The following is a 20,842-nucleotide window of genomic DNA, read 5'->3' as shown; positions in this document are numbered from 1 at the left end:
TTATACTGTATAATCCCATAATATTTATCCCATCTCCATATAATTTAAATAATTATTGTATGGTGTTTTTTTGACTATATTTTTTATTACTTTATAAATAAAATAAGATGATAATAAGGTATAAACCATACCTGGAAATGCAGCTATAATTAGCGCCTTTAAAGGAGTACCTACTATAAAATGCATAACTATTCTACCTACAATTGTTCCTATAGGCCCAGCTAATGAAATTATTAAAATTCCCGTTCCTAGATAACTTATTATACCTCCAGCTATAATTCTAAATACCATTGCTACAACTACATTTAGTATCGTGTGAGTTCCCATGATTAAATTTATAAAACTTGCTATTATCCCAGAAGTTATATACTTTTTAAACCCAAATGTAGCACATATACCGATTGCTATTGGTGCTGACATTTGAAATTCTGTCCCAGGAATTAATCCCGGTAATTTAAATGTTCCTGATATGGCAATTATGATTGATAATAAAGCTATTAATGTTATTTCTTTAGTTTTACTATTCATACTTTTACCTCTTCTAATTAATAATTATTTAAATTCATTAAAATATTCTATTATACTATCTCTAGCTACATCTACCATAAAATCAATTTCTTCTTCACTTATAACATAAGGTGGCATAAAGTAAATTATATTTCCTAATGCCCTTAAAAGTACTCCTTTTTTTAATGCCTTTTGGTATATTTTATATCCTACTCTTTTTTCACCTTCAAAAGGTTCCTTAGTTTCTTTATTTTTAACTAATTCAATAGCTCCAATCATTCCTAATTGTCTATACTCTCCTACATAAGGTATATCCTTAAGAACGCTTTCTACCTTTTCTCTTAGATATTTACTCTTTATTTTATTTTTATTTATTATATCTTCATCTTCAAATATTTTTAATGTTTCAACTGCAACACTACATCCTAAAGGGTTACCTGAATAACTGTGACTATGTAAAAAAGCCTTCATAGTATTATAGTCATCATAAAATGCATCGTAAATCTTATCACTCATTAGGACCAGAGAAAGCGGCATATATCCAGCTGTCAGCCCCTTTGATAAACACATTATATCTGGTGAAATTTGTGCATGATTACATGCAAACATCTTACCAGTTCTTCCAAAACCAACTGCTATCTCATCAGCAATTAAATTGATATCATATTTATCACAAAGTTCTCTTAGCTTAACTAAATACTTTGAAGAGTATATTTTCATACCAGCCGCACACTGTACCAGCGGCTCTATTATTATTGCACTTACCTCATCATGGACTACTTTTATTTTTTCTTCCATATTTACAAAACACTCTGCATTACAAGTATCTCTTTCTTTATTAAATTTACATCTAAAACAGTCTGGACCTTCAACTTTTATAGAATCTAGTAATATTGGCTTATAAACTTTGCTATATAAATCAACATCTCCCATAGATAATGCTCCTATTGTCTCACCGTGATATGCATCTGATATATTTACAAACCTAGTTTTATTAGTTTCACCTATTTGTTGGTGGTATTGAAAACTTAATTTCAATGCTATTTCTATTGCAGAAGATCCATTATCGCCGAAGAATACCTTTTTAAGTCTATCTGGGGATATAGAAATCATCTTCTCACATAGGTCAATAGCTGGCTTATGAGTAAAGTTAGCAAATATTACGTGCTCTAAGGTATTTGCTTGTTTATAAAGTGCATCATTTATTCTTTGATTTGAATGGCCAAATAAATTTACCCACCATGATGATACTGCATCTAAATATGTATTTCCATCTATATCCTCAAGATAAACACCTTTACCTTTTTCAATCACTATAGGCGGAAATTTCTCATAGTCTTTCATTTGAGAACAGGGATGCCAAACATATTTTAAATCTTTTTCTTGAAGCTTTTTCATACTCATATCATTACTCCTTTAATTAAATAGGTTTAATATTTTTTCTAGGCATAAACTTCTATATTCGTTTTTTATGTTATTAATATTTGGCTTTTTAATATTTCTAATAGTTTGTATCACTTTTAAATTTGTTAGCTTTTCTATCATCTGTATATTATCTTTTTCATAAAACTTATCATTGTATCCATTTATAATAATTCCTTTAGAGTTTATATTATTTTGCTTTAAAAACTCATTTGTGAGTACTGTATGATTTATAGTTCCAACACCAGCACTCGCTACTATTACAACATCAAGATTTAAATCTTTTATTAAGTCATATACAAAATACTTATCTTCTATTAAAGGAACTACTATACCTCCAGCGCCCTCGACTACTACATAGTCATACTTACTTATAAGATTATTATATTGATTTATTATCTTTTCCTTTGAAATATCTAGATTCTCAATCTTTGCTGCTAAATGAGGTGAAACCTCCTCCTTTAAGCAGTACGTATTCATCTCATAGTAATTATTTTTAATATCACATACTTCTTTTACATACTTTATATCTGGTGGAATCAATTTATCATTTTCTTCTAAAATTCCTCCACTTTGGATCGGCTTAAAAGCTATTGCATTGTATCCACGTTCTCTTAATTTATAAACCAAACCTCCTGTAACAAAAGTTTTACCCACATCAGTATCTGTTCCTATTACAAAAATCCCTTTACCCATAAAGCACCTCTTTTTAGTAAACCTAATACTTATAAAAAGTTTACTGTGTATTTAAAAAAATATTACTATTATATTTCAAATCCAAGATTTCTTATCATTTTTACATCTTCAGTTATTCCACTTCCACAAGTTGTAAGCATATCACCCGTTATAGTTGCATTTGCTCCACCTTCAAAAGCTTTCTTTCCGTTCTCGGTTAAAAGATTCCTTCCTCCTGCTAATCTTATTTGGCTATCAGGATTTATAAACCTAAATATAGCTACAGTTTTTAAAAACTCTTCTTCACTTACTTTTTTAGCATCTCCTATTGTAGTACCTTCAACAAAATTCAGCATATTTAGTGGTATTGATTTTATATTTAGTTCTCTTAAATCAAAGGCCATATCTATTCTATCTTCCTCAGACTCTCCAAGGCCTATGATTCCTCCACTACAGACTTCAATACCCGCTTTTTGAGCTGCTTTTATAGTGGCTATTTTTTCATCATATGTATGAGTACTGCATATGTTTTTAAAGTGGTTTCTTGAAGTTTCTAAATTATTATGATATCTTTCTACTCCCACATTTTTAAGCTTTATCATATCTTCTTCGTCTAATAAACCATGTGATGCACATGTTTTTATACCTACTTCATTTTTTATTGATTCATAAGATTTACAGACTGTATCTACTTCATTCTTGCTTAGTCTTTTTCCTGATGTTACTATTGAGTATCTTTTAACTTCTTTATCATGATTATACCTTGCATCTTTTATAAACTCGTCTTTAGTCAGTAAAGGATAAACATCTATATTAGTTTTATGATAAGCTGATTGAGCGCAAAATTTACAATCCTCACTGCACTTACCACTTTTCCCGTTAACTATACAGCATAAATCAAACTTATTTCCTAAGAAGTATCTTCTTATTTCATTTGCATATTTTGCTAACGTACTTAGATCATATTTTAATAACTCATTAGCTTCTTCTTTATTTATTAAGTAACCATTTTTTATGTCTTCAACTATTTTTTTTATCATTTTAAATTCTCCTATTTTTGTATGCTTTTATAACTTCAGTTTACTTTTAAAACTTCTTTTCGTCAACCTGAATATATAATTAAGTTTACTAAAAACATAAAAAAAGCACTTTTACGTTTTATATTGCAAAAGTGCTTTTTCAACTATAATATAATTTTATTTATATCTCCGTCAGCATTCTCTATTGTTACAGCATCTAATCCTTTATACTCTTTAAATAACCACTTTATATCTTGCATCGCTTGACTTACTTGTTTACTATTTAGATTGTTGATGAAGTACTCTCGTCTCATATCTTCGTACTGTTTATCTGTTAGAAAATTTCTAATAAATGTGAAAGCAAATAGATTAGGGATATTACTATCAGCTCCCTTTCTATATCCTTTTTTTCTTACATACATTCTCATTATATATCCTCCAAAAGTTGATTATATTAATCCTATTAAAAGTATATATAATTTACATATTTTATATTACTAAGGTTTTTTATTGTTTTATCTTAAATTAATCTCAATGTAAAAATCCTTAATAAAGTGAATTTAATTTCGTCATTATGATAAAAAATAATACAATCTAATTCTATGATTTTAGTTGTTTCATTGTTATAAATTACCATTTAATAGGTATTTCTTATAAATAAAAAAGAAACTTTACTCTATTATAAAGTTCCTTTTTTATTTATAGTTTCTTTATTTTAATATATTCTAATATTTTACTACATTACTAGTTATATCTTGTCTTTCTGAAGAACTGTTAACATATGCTTCAAGTGTTGTTAACAATCTATATGAATATCCTTTTCTTACTGAATAAGTTTTAGATAACATGCAAGCTTTACTATTTGATGTTGTTGTCCATGCTTGTATAGTCTTCCATCTTCCATCTACATATTGCTGTAACCTAACTGTTAGACCAGTCTTAGTTACCATACTTTGTCCTGTCACAGTTGAAGATACATTTGCAACTCCATTTGATATAGATAACCTAGAACTACCAGTATCTATATATTTGAATCTAGCATCATGAGATTCTATATCCCCTCCTATAATTTCACTTGCAAAAGTCTTTGTTGCCCCTAAGTTTAATGTTAATAAAGAAAGCATTAAACCAAAACAAACTAATTTTTTTAAACGCATAAAAATCCCCTCCTAATGTCATTGTACATATATAACGATATTGAAAGTCATTTTGTGACATTTTTTTATAAATTTTTATTTTTTATTTTATACTTTCTGCAATCCTTATAATTTCTTTCTTTTTATCAGCTATTTTTGAATTCTGCATAGAATGAAAATTTATATTATACAGTTTTTCATCGTCATGCCATATTAATTTGTTCATAGTATCTTTTGCATAATACTCTGCTTCTATATTGTTTACTAATACTATATCTTTATGTATATCCTCTGTGTCATTAACTATATGAACATCATTAATTTTATAATTTTGATAAGTTATTTCCTCTCCATGATTATTTTTGTAAATTATTATTACTTCATTAGGTCCCTCTAACCTTTCAATCTCTTTAAATCCTTCAGGCAAGTATTTAGGAACTTTAATTTCAAAACTGTCTTCACCAATATCTACAGTAGTTGAAAATACATATGATGTAAATTTATCATATACCTCTTTTACAACATCAAAAAATTGATTTCTTAATGCTTCTACACTCATTGTTAATGTAAATAGCCCTATAGTAGTAACAACTAGTATCGCTGCTATACTTTTTGAATATTTGTATATTTTATTCACTACCGGATTTCGTTTTTCATACTTAATCAGTTTATTCATTTTTCCATTGAACTTATCAGAAAAATCATGATTTAATTCATCTTCATTCGGTAGTTGATCTAGCAAATAGTTTTCGACATTTTCACAACTCCTATAAAGCATTTCATCTGTAATTTCAAATTTACTCAATATTATACACCTGCATTTCTTTTAAAATACTTTTTAGTTTTTCCTTTCCTCTAGATATTCTTTTTCTTACATTATCAGGTTTTATTTTAAGAATATTCCCTATTTCATTATCGGAAAAATGGTGACTAAACTTTAACAATATGACTTGACGATACTTTTCAGGCAACTTAGAAATTGCTATTTCTAATTCCCCAAGCTCACTTGACTCGATATGTTCAGTATTATTAATTGATATTTCATTTTCAAGTAAATCTATTTTTTCTCTCTCTCTTTTATTTTTTCTATATATATCAATAGAAATATTCTTTACTATAATAACGATTAAACCTTTCGTTTTGTGACTTTTAATATCATCTATTTTATTAAAATTATCAATAATTCTTAAAAATGCCATATGTACTGCGTCTTCAGCTAAGTGATTATCTTTTAAAATATCATTAGCAACATAAAACATTGTTTGTCTGTATGTGTTGTATAATAGTTCAAACTTTGAGATATCTTCGTCGCAATCTATTAAATTTAAATATATCAACATACTTTACTCTCCCTTAAATTGATTATATATAATGTTTTACCCTTTTTTTTTACATAAAAATCCCCCTTAAAGCAATATTTTTAAAGTTTGTTTACTTATATCTACTTTAAGAGGTTTCACCTAAAATAAATCTATATTAATCTTCACTTTCTAATATTTCTATAAATATCTTAGCTATATTAGGATCAAATTGAGTGCCACTACACCTTTTTATTTCTTCTATTGCCTCTGATTTAGTTTTTACAGCATTATAACCTCTGTCACTAGTCATTGCATCATAAGAATCTACTATATTTACTATTCTAGATGTAATAGGTATTTCTTCTTTACTTAGACCTAAAGGATATCCTAAGCCATCATATCTTTCATGATGAGCTAATACTCCTTTTGATACATGAGATAACTCTCCTGATGCCTGTAATATTCTATATCCTTTTTCCGTATGAGTTTTTATAATATCATATTCTTCTTTTGTTAATTTTCCAGGTTTCAATAGTATTTCTTCACTAATTCCAATCTTTCCAATATCATGAAGTTTTGTAACCAAAGCTAGTTCATCCAATTGAGATGTAGTAAGTCTTAATACCTTTCCTATTTGACGTGCATAGTTTACTAATCTTCGTGTGTGTTGTTCTGTCTCTACATTCTTTTCATTTAATGATTGGTTTAGTGAAAAAATTATAGAACTTCTTATACTTCTTTCTTGAAGAAACTTTTGTCTATATAACTTTTCTTCAGCCTCTTTCAAGTTCTCATATATACTTTCTTCTAAAGAATGTTTAATTGATGATCCTAGAGATATGCTCATTTCAATTAATTTAAAATCAGATTTTTTGCAACCGTCTACTATGTTATTTATAACTTGCTCACACCTATCTTCATCACAATTTGGCATAAGTATAATAAATTCATCTCCACCCCATCTAAAAATAAAATCATTTTTACAAGTTACTGCTCTTAAGATACTAGTAATCTTTTTTAGTAGCTTATCCCCTTCTAAATGACCAAATGTATCATTAACAAATTTTAGTCCATTTACATCTCCCATTATGACTCCAATCGGAAGATATTTTGAGCTATTTAGTTCTTCTTTTTTTTCTTCAAAACAAGCCCTATTATAAGCACCGGTTAAACTATCTGTATAACTTAATTTTGTCAATTTTTCCTTTAGCTCTATTGTATCTGTAACATCTGTAGATAAAGCTACAATTCCCCAAACTTCTCCATCCTCATTAATTACAGGTACTTTTATTGTTTCTTCAATCCGATTTTCACCTGCTTGTGTGGTAATTTTACGCACGTCTCTTATCATTTTTTTAGATTCCATAGCTTCTAAGTCTTGCTTCATATATTTTAAGGCTAAACTATTTGAAATAGACTCTACTTCAAAATCATTTTTCCCTATCATACTTCTTATACCTAACTTTTTATAATGATCTGACCATTTTTTATTGTAACCTACATATCTACAATCTTTATCTTTATAAAAAATATAGTTCGGCAATGTATCTATTATAGTACGTAATATATTTTCCCTCTCTTCTAACTGCATTTGTTTAGATTTAACTTCTGTAATATCTACTAAAACACCAAATACACCCATTAATTTATTATCTTCATCAAAGTAAGGACTTATGTAGCACTGGCTTTCTATACCACCAGCTTTGAACTCAAATTTTGACATTTCTCCACTTTTCAAAACATCATCTATTTTCTGATCACATACTGATTTTATAGTACATTTATCACATACTTCGAGCTTTATACTTTTATAATCCTTTACTTCTAGATTGTATAAATTTTTAAAAGCTTGATTAATGAAAATAAAGTTTTTATTTAAATCCTTAACCCACATTGTAAATGGCATATTATCTAAAACAAATTTAGTAATTTCATTTATCATTTATATACATCCCCATATCTTTTGAGTAATACTATTATTATAAAATATGAAATTTATTATTTCTATAGGTAATACTTAGTTATTTTAGTTCTAATGTTACTCAAAGAGCTACAATTTTGTTCTAGTACGTTAATTTTTTATATAATATATTTTATTTCAAAGTTAGTAAACGTACTCTCTATTTCAGTTTTAAAAAATTCTTTCATATCATTTAAATCTTCCTTTTCATATACATATTTTCCATATCCAAATTGACCATATTTAAACTTTCTACTTTCATCATCCATAGGCAATACAGTCTCTGGAAATATTTCTAATATTCTATTTTTAGCTTTAGTTGTATATCTATGAGAAATAACTTCAAATAAAATTTTATCACTGAAGTGTTCTGGCAATTTATATTTTATACTTTTTATTAAATTTGAGTATTCTTCTTTCCAGCCATCATATAGGAAGACTGGAGCTATTATAAATCCAATCTGATATCCAGCATTAGCTAACTTTACAGCAGCTTCAATTCTTTTATTTATAGAAGCTGTATAATGTTCATATGTCTGTATTACTTTATCTGTATTTATGCTAAATCTTATTTCAGTATGGTTGTTATGATCTATTCCGATAAGTTCATCTATATCATTATATTTTGTTACAAATCTAAATCTTGCGTATTCCTCTTTAGCAAAAAACTCGATTGCCTTTTTTAATGAATGAGTATATGGCTCAACCGGTATAGGATCTGAAGTTGCAGCTCCTTCAAATATAGTTATGCTTGGTTTTCTTTCTTCTATATATTTTTTAGCTTGAATTAGTATATCGTCTACATTGGCAAATACCCTCACAAATGGTTTATCTCCTAATTGAGTATTTAGATAGCAATACTCACATCTTCCCATACATCCACTTACTAATGGCAATTGATAATGTGCAGAAGGTTTACAACTTTGAAATTTTAAACTTTTTTTTATTCCAACTACTAAAGTTTGCTTTCCTTCTTTGTATTGTTCGTTTAGATTTTCTCCTGGTATATAACCTTTTATATGATTTGATGAAATCTTTATTATATCAGTTTCCTTATTTTCTTTAACTTTATTATAAATATTTTTACCTACATCTGTTTCCAATGTATTTTTTTCAAATATTACCCTTTTAGGTTTAAACAAATTTTCCACCTCATTTATACTAAATTATTTACTCTTATTTTCTTTATTTTAGGCGTATATATTCTAATTTTTAAAATTTATATATTATTTTAAATTCAATGAATAAATTTACTATTTGTTTAATATGATTTATTAAAGGAAACAAGCTTTATAATAATTTACCAAGGGGGGATAAAAATGTTAAACGTATCAAGTAGAGATTTAAATGAAAAAACTAGATTTGTAAGAGCTAGAGGTTACATTCCAGCTATAATTTATAGTTCTAAATTAGATAAAAGTGTTCCTATAGAAGTATATAAAACTGATTTTAAAAGATTAGTTGAGTCTAATAATCATAAAGGTTTTATTGAATTAAATTTAAATGGTGATTTATATAACTGCACAATTACAGATGTACAAATAGATGGAATTAAAGATGAATGTTTACATATAGATTTTAAATTAGTTTAAATAAATAAAAAAACTATCTCAAATTTTGAGATAGTTTTTTTATTTATTTTTGTAATTTTGCTATCCTATCTTTATTCAATTCAGACATTCTTTTTATTACTGATAATACCATTACATATCCTATTATTATTGATACTAACATAGCTGGCCATGCAACTATATATCCCATACTATCAACAATTATACCAAATAATGTTGAACCACAAGCAAATCCTATTGCAAAGAATATATTACTTACCGCTAATATCGTCCCAAAATCTTTTTTTCCAAATAAGGAACCTGCTAAATAAGAAGGTGCTATCATATAAGCAAATACTGAAAGTCCTTTACTTGTAGCAAAAACATATGCTAGTATTGGCACTTGAGGTGAAAGTATTAAACATATACATGCTAAAGACGCCAATATAAATCCTATAATCATAGTTTTAATCATTCCAATTTTGTCAAATAGCATACCACCTATAATATTTCCTAATAAAGAAGCAAGTGCAAATAACGATCCTACCATAGCTAAAGAAGACGGTTCAAAACCTATAAATCTCAAGTATGCTGGGTATTGAACAGCTAGTGCTGATACATATATACCTATAAATATAAATCCGACTGCATAAATCCAATATGATGCCATACTTTTAACTTCGCCAAATGTATATCCCCAGTCCACAGAAATATGTGTTTTTTCTTTTATTTTAGCCTTATTTGCTTTACTTTTTATAGTCTCACTTTCATCTTCAGGCATTCTTATTAATAATAAAGATGTCGCTACTCCTACTATTAAAGATAGTATAGAAAACCATAAATAAGCTTTACCATAACCGTAGTTAGCTAATATACGAACTACAGCTTGTTGTAAAAATATATTCCCTATAGATCCACCTGCAAATGCTAACCCCATAGCTTTACCTTTTGTATCATCATCAAACCATGCTGTTATTAAAAGAGGTACTCCTATAGAAGATATAGCAATTGTACCAATTTGAGATACTGAATAACCTAAATAAAACATCCATAGTTCATGAGAAAATGCCAGTAATAATATTCCTCCACCAGAAAGTATAGATCCTATTACAAATATTAGCTTAGCTGGGTATTTATTAAATCCCTTCCCTATTAAAGGTGATGCTATAGAAGATGCTATAGTACCTATTGTAAACATTAAAGAAAATTGTGCAAGTGTAAAACCTTCACCTTCTACTACATAACTTATAAATTGAGGATGTATATTAGATGCCACTCCGAAAGGTATTGCCTGTATAATCATACATCCAATAACTACTAACCATCCAAACATAAACCTATTTTCTCTACTTTGATTTCTTATTTCGATCATGTTTATAACTCCTTTTCAATTTAAAAATTTAAATTTTCAGGTAGATTTTTTTGCCTGGCTTTATTAATAAATATTTTTAAAATAATTAATGTAAAATATTTTAATACAAGAATCTATAGTAGTTATACTTTGATTAAATTGTAAAATTTATTCTATATACATAATTTTTAAATTTTTTATATATTCTAAAAAATATATAAAAAGGCTGAACTATAAATATAGCTCAGCTTTTTATTTATTATTTAAAGTATTTAACTCCTGCTTCAAATATTTTTTGATCTTTTTCACCAATAATATTTTTCATTACATTTTCTCCGATTCTCTCAGAGTGACCCATCTTACCAAATATTCTACCATCTAAACTAGTTATACCTTCTACTCCATAGAATGAACCATTTGGATTGAATTCTATATCATATGTTGCTTTATTTTCAAAGTCAACATATTGAGTTGCTATTTGACCGCTCTCAATTAGACTTCTCATAACTTCTTCACTGGCTACAAATCTACCTTCTCCATGAGATATAGCTATATTATGAATATCTCCTACCTCAGTATTAGCTAACCATGGAGATTTATTTGATGATATTTTAGTTCTAACAATTTTAGATTGGTGTCTTCCTATATTGTTATAAGTAAGAGTTGGTGCATTTTCATCAGCTTCTCTAATTTCACCATATGGTAGTAATCCAAGTTTTATAAGAGCTTGGAATCCATTACATATACCCAGCATAAGTCCATCTTTATTATTTAAAAATTCACTTACAGCTTCAGCTACCTTAGGGTTTCTAAATACAGTTGCTATGAATTTACCTGAGCCATCTGGCTCATCCCCTGCGCTAAATCCTCCAGGTAACATTATTATTTGTGAGTTTTTAATTTCTTTAACTATTGAATCAATAGATTCATTTATATCATTTTCACTTAAATTTTTAAATACTCTTATATTACTTTCCGCTCCTGCTTTTTCAAAAGCCTTAGATAAATCATATTCACAGTTTGTTCCAGGGAATGTTGGTATAAATACTCTCGGTTTAGCTATACTTATAGATGATTTTTTAGATTCTCCTTGTGATACATAATTTATAGTTTCAATTTTTTCTGTTATTGTATCTGCCTTAGTTGGAAAGATAGATTCAAGGGTACTACAATGTGCTTTATATAATTCATTTAGGCTTATATTTTCATTATTTATAACTATTGAACCACTATCACTTGTTGTTCCAAGTACAATATAATCATATCCATCTAATATACTTAAATCATCATCCGCTAATTCTAAAACTATATTTCCATAGCCTAGACTAAATAGATTATCTGCATTTTCAAATACAAATCCAATTTTATTACCAAATGCCATCTTACTTATTGCTTCACATATTCCACCATACCCTAATGCATATGTTGATAATACCTGGCTTTTGTGTATAAGTTCATTTACTTTCGATAAATTTTTCTTTAACTTATCAAAGTTAATCACATCATTTTCTAATCTATCTGTGTATAACATAACAACTTTTGAGTTACATTTCTTAAATTCTGGTGAAACTACATATTTTGCATCCACAGTATCCACAGCGAATGATACTAATGTTGGTGGTACATCTATATCTTTAAATGTACCAGACATACTATCTTTTCCGCCTATTGCAGGTATTTCAAGCTTATTTTGAGCATAATATGCCCCTAAAAGAGCTGCAAATGGTTTACCCCATTTACTTGGATTATCCCCAAGTTTTTCAAAATATTCTTGTAATGTAAGTCTTATATTTTTATAATTACCCCCAATAGCCACAACTTTACACACAGATTCAACCACTGCATATAAAGCACCGTGGAATGGACTCCATTTACATATCTTCGGATTATATCCATATGTCATTATAGTAGAAGTATTTGTTTCTCCGTTAAGAACTGGTATTTTTGCAACCATTCCTTGAGATGGAGTTGCTTGATATTTTCCTCCAAATGGAATAAGAACTGTACCTGCTCCTATACTACTATCAAATTTTTCTATCAATCCTTTTTGAGAGCAAACATTTAAATCTGATAATACATTTATAAATTTATCTTTAATACTCAATTCTAAATCTATTGCTACTTCTTTAAATTCATTATTTTTTTCATTGGACTTAAAGTACTTATTATTTTCATCAACTTTCTCTACATGTATTTTTGTAGTTTGTTTAACTCCATTAGTTTCTAAAAATTCTCTTTTTATATTTACAATAGCTTTATCATTCCAAAACATTCTCATATATCCACTATTTGTTACAGTCGCTACATGAGTCGCTTCTAAATTTTCTTCCTTAGCTAAATTTATAAATTCTTCTTTATTTTCTTTAGTAATAACTACAGCCATACGCTCTTGAGATTCAGATATTGCTATTTCAGTTCCATCAAGACCTTCATACTTTTTAGGAACTACGTTTAAATTAATATCTAAACTGTCTGCAACTTCACCTATAGCAACACATACTCCACCTGCTCCAAAGTCATTACATCTTTTTATCATTTGTGCTACTTCTTTATTTCTAAAAAATCTTTGTATCTTTCTTTCATTAGGTGCATCACCTTTTTGTACTTCTGCACTACAAGTAAGTATAGATTCCTCACTATGTTCTTTTGAAGAACCTGTAGCTCCTCCACAACCATCTCTTCCTGTTTTACCTCCAAGTAAAACCACTATATCTCCATTTTTAGGTACTTCTCTTATTACATTCTCTTTAGGTACTGCTGCAATTACTGCTCCTATTTCCATTCTCTTTGCAACAAAATCTTCATCATAAACTTCTGAAACTTGTCCTGTAGCTAAACCTATTTGATTTCCATATGAACTGTATCCATTAGCAGCTTCAGTAGTTATTTTTCGTTGCATAAGCTTACCTGATAATGTATTTTCTAATGTAGTTCTTGGGTCTGCACTTCCCGTTACTCTCATAGCTTGGTATACGTAACTTCTACCTGATAATGGATCTCTTATAGCCCCACCTAAACAAGTTGCCGCTCCACCAAAAGGTTCTATTTCTGTTGGATGGTTATGTGTCTCATTTTTAAACATTACTAGGTATTTTTCTATTTTCCCATCAATTTCAACATCAACGTTTATACTACAAGCATTTATTTCTTCACTTACATCTAAGTCTTCTAACTTTCCATCTTTTCTTAATTCTTTCATCGCTATAGTTGCTATATCCATTAAGCATATATCTTTTTGTCTATCTTCATATACATTTTTTCTAGAGTTAAGGTACATTTCATATGTATCCTTAATTATATCTGTATATTTTCCAGATTCTATTTTAACATCTTCTATTTGAGTCATAAAAGTTGTGTGTCTACAATGATCTGACCAATATGTGTCTAATACTTTTATTTCTGTTATAGTAGGATTTCTCTTTTCTATATTTTTAAAATATTCTTGTATATGATTTAAATCTCCTAGTGTCATAGCAAGTCCTTGATTACTTAAAAAGCTTTCAAGACCATCCTTAGTTAAATCTATAAATCCATCCAAAATCTCAACTTCTGTAGGTATTTCTGTTTCCATTTTTAAGGTTTTAGGTTTTTCTAAGGATGCTTCTCTACTGTCTACTGGATTTATACAGTATTTTTTTATATCTTCAAATTGTTCATTAGTTATATTTCCACTTAGTATATATACTTTAGCTGTATTTATTATAGGTCTTATACCTTGATTTACTATTTGAATACATTGAGCAGCCCAATCTCCTCTTTGATCATATTGACCAGGTAAATACTCTATTGAGAATACTCTTTCGCTTTTATCTATATCTAGTGTTTCATGATAAACTACATCTAAATTCGGCTCTGAAAATATTGTATTGCATGCATTTTCATATACACTATCATCTATACCTTCTATATCATATCTGTTTAAAATTCTTATATTGTCTATGCTATCTATATGCAAACTTTGAGTTAAATCTTTTTTTAAAGCTCTAGCTTCAAGGTCAAATCCCTTTCTTTTTTCTACTAATACTCTTTTAACATCTGACTCTAAACTTATAGCTTTTAACATATCAGTTCTCCCTTTTAGAAAAATTAATTTTACTACTATTGATTAATCATTCCTATATCCGTTCTAAAATGCATTCCTTCAAAATCTATTTTTTTAATATTTTCATATACTTTTTTAGCTGCATCTTCAACACTCTTGGCTTTAGCTGTTATACCTATTACCCTGCCACCATTAGTTACTATATTATTGTTTAATATCTTTGTTCCACTATGGAAAACTACTATATCCTTATCTAAATTTTCAAGTCCTGTGATAACTCTCCCCTTTTCATAATTATCAGGATATCCTCCAGATGTAAGCATTACACAAACAGATTCTTCATCTTTGTAATTTATAGATATATCTTTTAATTTGTTGTCTATTATAGCTTCCATTATTTCACTTAAATCAGTTTCCAATCTAAATAAAACAGACTGTGTTTCAGGGTCTCCAAATCTTACATTATATTCAAGGACTTTAGCTCCATCCTTTGTTATCATAAATCCAACAAATAATATTCCTTTATAATTTAAATTATCTTTTTTAAACCCTTCTAGCGTTTTATACAATATTTCATCTACTTCTTTAGATAATTCTTCATTATAAATTTCGCTAGGAGAGAATGTTCCCATTCCGCCAGTATTAGGACCTTGTTCATTGTTGTATACTTTCTTATGATCTTTTGCACTTACCATCGGAACTATCGTGTCCTTATCTACAAATGCAAGTATTGAAGTCTCTATCCCTTGCAGAAACTCTTCTACAACTATTTTTTCTCCAGCATCTCCAAACTTCCTATCACTCATCATCTCTTTTAATGTAGAAATTGCTTCTTCTCTATTTTGTGGTATTACAACACCTTTTCCTGCAGCTAATCCATCAGCCTTTATAACAACAGGGTATCCAAAATTATCTATTCCATTTATAGCATCTTCTATATTTGCGTACTCTTTATATTTTGCTGTTGGTATATTATGTCTTACCATAAATTCTTTTGAAAAAGCCTTACTTCCCTCAAGCCTAGAACATTCTTTATTAGGTCCAAATATTTTAAGACCTTCTTTCTCAAATTCATCTACAATACCTTTAACTAAAGGTACCTCTGGTCCAACTATAGTTAAATTTATTTTATTTTCTTTAGCAAATTGTAATAATTCTTCTATTTCGCTATCATTTATATTTAAACACTCTGCAACTTCAGATATTCCCGCATTACCCGGTGCACAGTATATTTTTTTCACATTATCCTCATTACTTAACTTCCAAGCAATAGCATGTTCTCTACCGCCACCACCTATTATTAATACCTTCATACTTTACCCCCTAGTGCTTAAAATGTCTTGTTCCAGTAAACACCATAGTCATTTTATATTTGTCACAAGCTTTTACTGAATCTTTATCATTCATAGATCCACCTGGTTGAACAACTGAAACAATACCATATTCATTAGCTAAGGTTACACAATCATCAAATGGGAAAAATGCATCAGATGCTAAAGTTGCACCTGTAAAATCTTTATCTTTATTATTTTCAAGGGCATTTTTTAAAGCCCATATTCTCGATGTTTGACCACATCCTAAAGCTAAAGTTTGACCTTTCTTTACTATTGCTATAGCATTTGATTTCATATTTTTAACTACTTTCATTCCAAATTCCATGTCTTCTAATTGTTCTTTACTTGGTTCTATTTTAGTTACAGTTTCATATTTTTCTACTAACGAATTATTTTTATCTTGAACTAATAACTTTCCATCTAAGTATTTCATATCATGAGGCTGTAAACTATCTTCTATCTTAGCTAACTTTAAAACCCTTAAATTTTTCTTTTGCTTTAATATATCTAAAGCTTCCTCAGTGTAATCATACGCTACCACTATTTCTAAAAATATTTCATTCAATTTCTTCGCAGTATCTACATCTACTGCCCCAGTTATTCCTACTATTCCACCAAATATTGAAACCTTGTCAGCTTCATAGCATTTTGTATATGCATCATATGCATCTTTTCCTAATCCTACTCCACATGGATTCGTATGTTTTATTGCTACTGATACTACATCACTATTATCTTTAAATTCTCTCATTACTTCTAAACACCCGTGTAAGTCATTTAAGTTATTGAAAGAAAGTTCTTTTCCATTTAATTGTTTATAATTTAATATTGGATTTTTGGCGTTCGGTTGGCTATATAGTACACCTTTTTGGTGTGGGTTTTCACCATATCTTAAAGTTTGCTCTTTTTGGAAAGTTAAATTAAATATTTCTGGATAATCGTCTCCTACTTCCCCTGCAAAATAGGCTGATATAAGAGCATCATATCTTGCTGTTGTTGAGAAAGCTTTATAAGATAATCTCTTTCTATCTTCTAAAGTTAAGTCATCATTTTTTAGTTTTTCTATTATCATATTGTAGTCATTTACATCTACTATTACAGTAACATCCTTATAGTTTTTAGCAGCAGAGCGTATCATAGATGGTCCACCGATATCTATATTTTCTATCATTTCCTCATGAATTTTCCCAGCTTTTAAAGTTCCCTCAAAGTCATACAAATTAACTACTACTAGATCTATAGATTCTATTTCATATTCATTTACTGTATCAACATGGTTTTTATTATCCCTTTTATAAAGTATTCCTCCATGTATATATGGGTTTAAGGTCTTAACTCTTCCGTCTAGCATTTCTGGGAATTTAGTAACTTCATCTATTGTTATTGCATTTATTCCATTCTCTTTTAATGTTTTAAATGTATTTCCTGTAGATATAACTTCATAACCTATATTATTTAACTCCCTAGCAAACTCAACTACTCCACTTTTATCTGTCACACTTATTAATGCTCTTTTACTCATTTATAAACACTCTCCTACCCTGAATACTTAATTTATTTTCACAGAATAACTTTATACTTCTCTTTAAAATTTTATGTTCTATTTCTAGTACTCTTTTAGCTAAAGATATACAATCATCATTGTTATTTACTTTTATTGATTCTTGAATTATTATCGGTCCAGTATCAGCACCTTCATCTACAAAGTGAACTGTTGCACCAGTTATCTTAGCTCCATAATCAAGAACGTCTTGATGAACTTTCTTTCCATAATACCCTTCTCCACAGAAAGAAGGGATTAATGATGGATGAATATTTATTATTTTATCCCTAAATTCATTTACAAACTTAGGACTAATTATTTTTAAATATCCAGCAAGTACTACTAAATCTATATCATGTGATTTTAAAATCTCTATAACTTTATCTTCATTAGTTTCATATATAGCCTCTATGTTATTATGTCTTGCTCTTTCTAGTCCAAAAGCGCCTTTTTTGTTGGAGATAACTACTTTAATGCTACCTTTTATATTTCCAAGTTTTTCTTCGTCTATAATAGCTTGTAGATTTGTTCCTCCTCCAGATACTAAGACTCCAATATTTAACATAATTTAACTCCTTCATGAGTATCTACTACTTCACCAATTACATAAGCTCTATCTTTTAATAAATTATTATACTTTTCATCTATTTTAACTTCATTTTTAACTTCTCTATTATTTATAAACGCTACAATTTCATCTGATTTTTCTTTATCTACTACTAAAACCAATCCAACGCCCATATTAAAACTCTTATGAAGTTCTTTGTCTTCTATAGCATTAAATTTTTCTATCATTTTAAATATTGCTGGTTTATCCCAAGAGCTTTTATTTATGTCTATTCCTAGACCTTTAGGTATAACCCTTGGTATGTTTTCTATAACCCCACCACCAGTTATATGAGCTATTGCTTTTATATCATATTTTTTAAGCAATTCTAATACTAACTTAACGTATATCTTAGTAGGAGTTAAAAGCGCTTCCCCTAAAGTCATTCCTAACTCTTCTACATGTTGGTCTAATTTATAATTATATGTTTCTAAAAAAATCTTTCTTATAAATGAAAATCCATTACTATGAACACCACTTGAAGATATTCCTATTAATACATCACTATTTTTAACATTTTGTCCAGATACTACCTTTTCTCTATCAGCTATTCCTACTGAAAAACCTGCTAAATCATATTCGTCATTACTGTACATTCCAGGCATCTCAGCAGTCTCTCCACCTATTAATGCACATCCTGACATTTTACAACCATCAGCTATTCCTCCAACTATTTCCTCAACTTGCTTTGCAACTAACTTTCCAGTAGCTATATAATCTAAGAAAAACAGTGGTTTTGCACCTTGGCATATTAAATCATTTACACACATTGCTACTAAATCTATACCAACAGTATCATGTTTATCCATCATCTGAGCTAATTTTAATTTAGTTCCAACACCATCTGTAGATGCAAGTAATACTGGCTCTTTCATGCCTACAAAATCTTTTAGACTATATAATCCACTAAAGTTTCCTAAATCTCCTATAACATTATTATCATAAGTAGATTTTATCTTCCCTTTTATAAGATCTACTGCTCTATTTCCTTCGTCTATATCTACTCCTGATTGTTTGTAAGTTAACATGAAAGTAGTTCCTCCCTATCAATTTTTTTAACTGGATATTCTCCATCAAAACAAGCTTTACAGAATGTCGCTTTATTTTCAGCAGCATCTAGTATTCCTTCTATACTTAAAAACTCTAAAGAATCACATCCGATGTACTCTCTAATTTGTTCAACAGAATTTTGTGATGCTATTAAATTAGAACGCCTTGGAGTATCTATTCCATAGTAGCAAGAGTACTGAACTGGAGGTGATGTTATTCTAAGGTGTATTTCACTTGCTCCCGCTTCTCTTAATGAGTTAATTATTAATTTTGATGTTGTCCCCCTAACTATAGAGTCATCAACTAATATTACTGATTTTCCTTTAACCACACTAGATAATGGATTTAATTTTATCTTTACTCCTATTTCTCTTTCTTCTTGAGTTGGCTTTATAAATGTTCTTCCTACATATCTATTTTTAACAAGGCCTTCACTAACAGGAATTTTACTTTCATTAGAATATCCTATTGCACCTGCCCATCCTGAATCTGGAACTGGGACTACTATATCAGCCTTTATATTTTCATTTTTGGCTAATATTTCCCCACATTTAACTCTAAAATCATATACATTAACCTTATCTATAGTCGCATCATTTCTAGCAAAGTAAATATGTTCAAATATACAACTTTTCTTTAATGGCTTATAGTTTTCAGAGTAATAATAAGATTTCATTTTCCCATCTTTAACAACTATTATTTCACCCGGTTCAACATCCCTTATTACTTCCCCACCAAGTATATCTATAGCTGCATCTTCAGACGCGAATATATATTCATCCCCTCTTTTACCTAATATAAGAGGTCTAAATCCATGTGGATCTCTGACTGCTACCAGCTCTTCCTCTCCCATTATTACAAGAGAGTATGCACCTTTTATATAATCCATAGTAATTTTTAAACTTTCTACTATGTCACCTTTATAATATCTAGCTAGTATATATAAAATTACTTCTGTATCTGAGTTAGCTTGAAACATGTATCCATCTTCTTCTAACATATCTTTTAAATAATTTGCATTAACTAAGTTTCCATTATGAGCAAGGGCTAATTTTCTTTTTCTACATCTACCTACTAAAGGCTGGCAATTAGCTAAGTGACTTCCTCCTGCTGTTGAATATCTAACATGTCCAATTCCCATATTTCCACTTAAATCTTTTAATTCTTTTTCGTTGAATACGTCTCCAACTAATCCCATACCTTTTTTGTAATTAATATCTTCTCCATCAGATACAGCAATACCACAACTTTCTTGCCCTCTATGCTGCATTGAATATAATGAATAATATAATTCTTTAGATATATCTTTATCAGAATAAATACCTACAACTCCGCACATAAAATA

Annotated in this window: 18 protein-coding genes; 1 reads left to right on the top strand and 17 read right to left on the bottom strand. The window is 28.8% G+C overall.

From position 1 onward, the window contains the following. Nucleotides 1-24: 24 nt before the first annotated feature. The 10 genes from JNUCC81_RS01330 to splB form a co-directional block, all read right to left on the bottom strand. The gene (locus JNUCC81_RS01330; RefSeq protein WP_208334535.1) at nucleotides 25-528 is read right to left on the bottom strand and encodes a hypothetical protein; all 504 of its coding nucleotides are present in this window, start codon (nucleotides 526-528) and stop codon (nucleotides 25-27) included. Nucleotides 529-552: 24 nt separating this feature from the next. Beyond that, nucleotides 553-1,911: an adenosylmethionine--8-amino-7-oxononanoate transaminase gene (gene bioA / locus JNUCC81_RS01325; protein WP_454094977.1), complete on the bottom strand. Its 1,359-nt coding sequence runs from the start codon at nucleotides 1,909-1,911 to the stop codon at nucleotides 553-555. Nucleotides 1,912-1,923: 12 nt separating this feature from the next. Next, nucleotides 1,924-2,625, bottom strand: a complete 702-nt coding sequence (gene bioD / locus JNUCC81_RS01320; RefSeq protein ID WP_454094976.1) for a dethiobiotin synthase — start codon at nucleotides 2,623-2,625, stop codon at nucleotides 1,924-1,926. Between the two features lie 68 nt (nucleotides 2,626-2,693). Then, nucleotides 2,694-3,644: a biotin synthase BioB gene (bioB, locus tag JNUCC81_RS01315; RefSeq protein ID WP_454094975.1), complete on the bottom strand. Its 951-nt coding sequence runs from the start codon at nucleotides 3,642-3,644 to the stop codon at nucleotides 2,694-2,696. A 143-nt stretch (nucleotides 3,645-3,787) separates the two neighbouring features. Continuing rightward, a complete protein-coding gene (locus tag JNUCC81_RS01310; protein ID WP_454094974.1) occupies nucleotides 3,788-4,051 on the bottom strand; it encodes a hypothetical protein in 264 nt (87 codons plus the stop codon). Nucleotides 4,052-4,348: 297 nt separating this feature from the next. After that, on the bottom strand, nucleotides 4,349-4,780 hold the full coding sequence (locus tag JNUCC81_RS01305) for a hypothetical protein (RefSeq protein WP_208334531.1): 432 nt from the start codon (nucleotides 4,778-4,780) through the stop codon (nucleotides 4,349-4,351). 82 nt (nucleotides 4,781-4,862) lie between these two features. Beyond that, nucleotides 4,863-5,564, bottom strand: coding sequence for a DUF4367 domain-containing protein (locus JNUCC81_RS01300; RefSeq protein ID WP_454094973.1), 702 nt, complete (start codon nucleotides 5,562-5,564; stop codon nucleotides 4,863-4,865). After that, nucleotides 5,557-6,099 (bottom strand): RNA polymerase sigma factor, encoded by a 543-nt coding sequence (locus tag JNUCC81_RS01295; protein WP_208334529.1) that lies wholly within the window; start codon nucleotides 6,097-6,099, stop codon nucleotides 5,557-5,559. Before JNUCC81_RS01295 ends, JNUCC81_RS01300 begins: the two co-directional genes overlap by 8 nt. A 136-nt stretch (nucleotides 6,100-6,235) precedes the next feature. Then, complete coding sequence (locus tag JNUCC81_RS01290; RefSeq protein WP_454094972.1) at nucleotides 6,236-8,002, bottom strand: sensor domain-containing diguanylate cyclase/phosphohydrolase; 1,767 nt, start codon at nucleotides 8,000-8,002, stop codon at nucleotides 6,236-6,238. 137 nt (nucleotides 8,003-8,139) lie between these two features. Continuing rightward, a complete protein-coding gene (gene splB / locus JNUCC81_RS01285) occupies nucleotides 8,140-9,171 on the bottom strand; it encodes a spore photoproduct lyase (RefSeq protein WP_454094971.1) in 1,032 nt (343 codons plus the stop codon). 168 nt (nucleotides 9,172-9,339) lie between these two features. Here splB and JNUCC81_RS01280 point away from each other — a divergent pair, with 168 nt between their 5' ends. Beyond that, complete coding sequence (locus tag JNUCC81_RS01280) at nucleotides 9,340-9,612, top strand: hypothetical protein (protein WP_454094970.1); 273 nt, start codon at nucleotides 9,340-9,342, stop codon at nucleotides 9,610-9,612. 43 nt (nucleotides 9,613-9,655) lie between these two features. On the opposite strand, the gene JNUCC81_RS01275 is transcribed toward JNUCC81_RS01280, so the two are convergent. The 7 genes from JNUCC81_RS01275 to purF all read right to left on the bottom strand — a co-directional run bounded on the left by JNUCC81_RS01275 (nucleotide 9,656) and on the right by purF (nucleotide 20,836). Beyond that, nucleotides 9,656-10,942, bottom strand: coding sequence for a conjugated bile salt MFS transporter (locus JNUCC81_RS01275; RefSeq protein WP_454094969.1), 1,287 nt, complete (start codon nucleotides 10,940-10,942; stop codon nucleotides 9,656-9,658). Nucleotides 10,943-11,180: 238 nt separating this feature from the next. Continuing rightward, nucleotides 11,181-14,984, bottom strand: coding sequence for a phosphoribosylformylglycinamidine synthase (locus JNUCC81_RS01270; protein ID WP_454094968.1), 3,804 nt, complete (start codon nucleotides 14,982-14,984; stop codon nucleotides 11,181-11,183). Nucleotides 14,985-15,019: 35 nt separating this feature from the next. Further along, nucleotides 15,020-16,276 carry a phosphoribosylamine--glycine ligase gene (gene purD / locus JNUCC81_RS01265; protein ID WP_454094967.1) on the bottom strand — a complete coding sequence of 419 codons (1,257 nt, stop codon included), beginning with the start codon at nucleotides 16,274-16,276 and terminating at the stop codon, nucleotides 15,020-15,022. 10 nt (nucleotides 16,277-16,286) lie between these two features. Next, nucleotides 16,287-17,819 (bottom strand): bifunctional phosphoribosylaminoimidazolecarboxamide formyltransferase/IMP cyclohydrolase, encoded by a 1,533-nt coding sequence (gene purH / locus JNUCC81_RS01260; RefSeq protein WP_454094966.1) that lies wholly within the window; start codon nucleotides 17,817-17,819, stop codon nucleotides 16,287-16,289. Further along, on the bottom strand, nucleotides 17,812-18,405 hold the full coding sequence (gene purN, locus JNUCC81_RS01255; RefSeq protein ID WP_454094965.1) for a phosphoribosylglycinamide formyltransferase: 594 nt from the start codon (nucleotides 18,403-18,405) through the stop codon (nucleotides 17,812-17,814). The genes purH and purN overlap by 8 nt, the downstream gene beginning before the upstream one ends. Continuing rightward, the gene (purM, locus tag JNUCC81_RS01250; RefSeq protein ID WP_454094964.1) at nucleotides 18,399-19,475 is read right to left on the bottom strand and encodes a phosphoribosylformylglycinamidine cyclo-ligase; all 1,077 of its coding nucleotides are present in this window, start codon (nucleotides 19,473-19,475) and stop codon (nucleotides 18,399-18,401) included. The genes purN and purM overlap by 7 nt, the downstream gene beginning before the upstream one ends. Then, nucleotides 19,469-20,836 (bottom strand): amidophosphoribosyltransferase, encoded by a 1,368-nt coding sequence (gene purF / locus JNUCC81_RS01245; RefSeq protein WP_454094963.1) that lies wholly within the window; start codon nucleotides 20,834-20,836, stop codon nucleotides 19,469-19,471. Before purF ends, purM begins: the two co-directional genes overlap by 7 nt. Between the last annotated feature and the right edge of the window lie 6 nt (nucleotides 20,837-20,842).

The organism is Faecalimicrobium sp. JNUCC 81, from assembly GCF_053667625.1.
The sequence above is the reverse complement of the archived record's forward strand: the minus strand, read 5'-3'. Positions and strand labels throughout refer to the sequence as shown.

Excerpts from the sequence above, each read along its gene's own strand:
- JNUCC81_RS01330 (WP_208334535.1), bottom strand. The coding sequence starts at position 528 with ATGAATAGTAAAACTAAAGAAATAACATTAATAGCTTTATTATCAATC.
- bioA (WP_454094977.1), bottom strand. The coding sequence starts at position 1,911 with ATGAGTATGAAAAAGCTTCAAGAAAAAGATTTAAAATATGTTTGGCAT.
- bioD (WP_454094976.1), bottom strand. The coding sequence starts at position 2,625 with ATGGGTAAAGGGATTTTTGTAATAGGAACAGATACTGATGTGGGTAAA.
- bioB (WP_454094975.1), bottom strand. The coding sequence starts at position 3,644 with ATGATAAAAAAAATAGTTGAAGACATAAAAAATGGTTACTTAATAAAT.
- JNUCC81_RS01310 (WP_454094974.1), bottom strand. The coding sequence starts at position 4,051 with ATGAGAATGTATGTAAGAAAAAAAGGATATAGAAAGGGAGCTGATAGT.
- JNUCC81_RS01305 (WP_208334531.1), bottom strand. The coding sequence starts at position 4,780 with ATGCGTTTAAAAAAATTAGTTTGTTTTGGTTTAATGCTTTCTTTATTA.
- JNUCC81_RS01295 (WP_208334529.1), bottom strand. The coding sequence starts at position 6,099 with ATGTTGATATATTTAAATTTAATAGATTGCGACGAAGATATCTCAAAG.
- JNUCC81_RS01290 (WP_454094972.1), bottom strand. The coding sequence starts at position 8,002 with ATGATAAATGAAATTACTAAATTTGTTTTAGATAATATGCCATTTACA.
- JNUCC81_RS01280 (WP_454094970.1), top strand. The coding sequence starts at position 9,340 with ATGTTAAACGTATCAAGTAGAGATTTAAATGAAAAAACTAGATTTGTA.
- JNUCC81_RS01275 (WP_454094969.1), bottom strand. The coding sequence starts at position 10,942 with ATGATCGAAATAAGAAATCAAAGTAGAGAAAATAGGTTTATGTTTGGA.
- JNUCC81_RS01270 (WP_454094968.1), bottom strand. The coding sequence starts at position 14,984 with ATGTTAAAAGCTATAAGTTTAGAGTCAGATGTTAAAAGAGTATTAGTA.
- purD (WP_454094967.1), bottom strand. The coding sequence starts at position 16,276 with ATGAAGGTATTAATAATAGGTGGTGGCGGTAGAGAACATGCTATTGCT.
- purH (WP_454094966.1), bottom strand. The coding sequence starts at position 17,819 with ATGAGTAAAAGAGCATTAATAAGTGTGACAGATAAAAGTGGAGTAGTT.
- purN (WP_454094965.1), bottom strand. The coding sequence starts at position 18,405 with ATGTTAAATATTGGAGTCTTAGTATCTGGAGGAGGAACAAATCTACAA.
- purM (WP_454094964.1), bottom strand. The coding sequence starts at position 19,475 with ATGTTAACTTACAAACAATCAGGAGTAGATATAGACGAAGGAAATAGA.
- purF (WP_454094963.1), bottom strand. The coding sequence starts at position 20,836 with ATGTGCGGAGTTGTAGGTATTTATTCTGATAAAGATATATCTAAAGAA.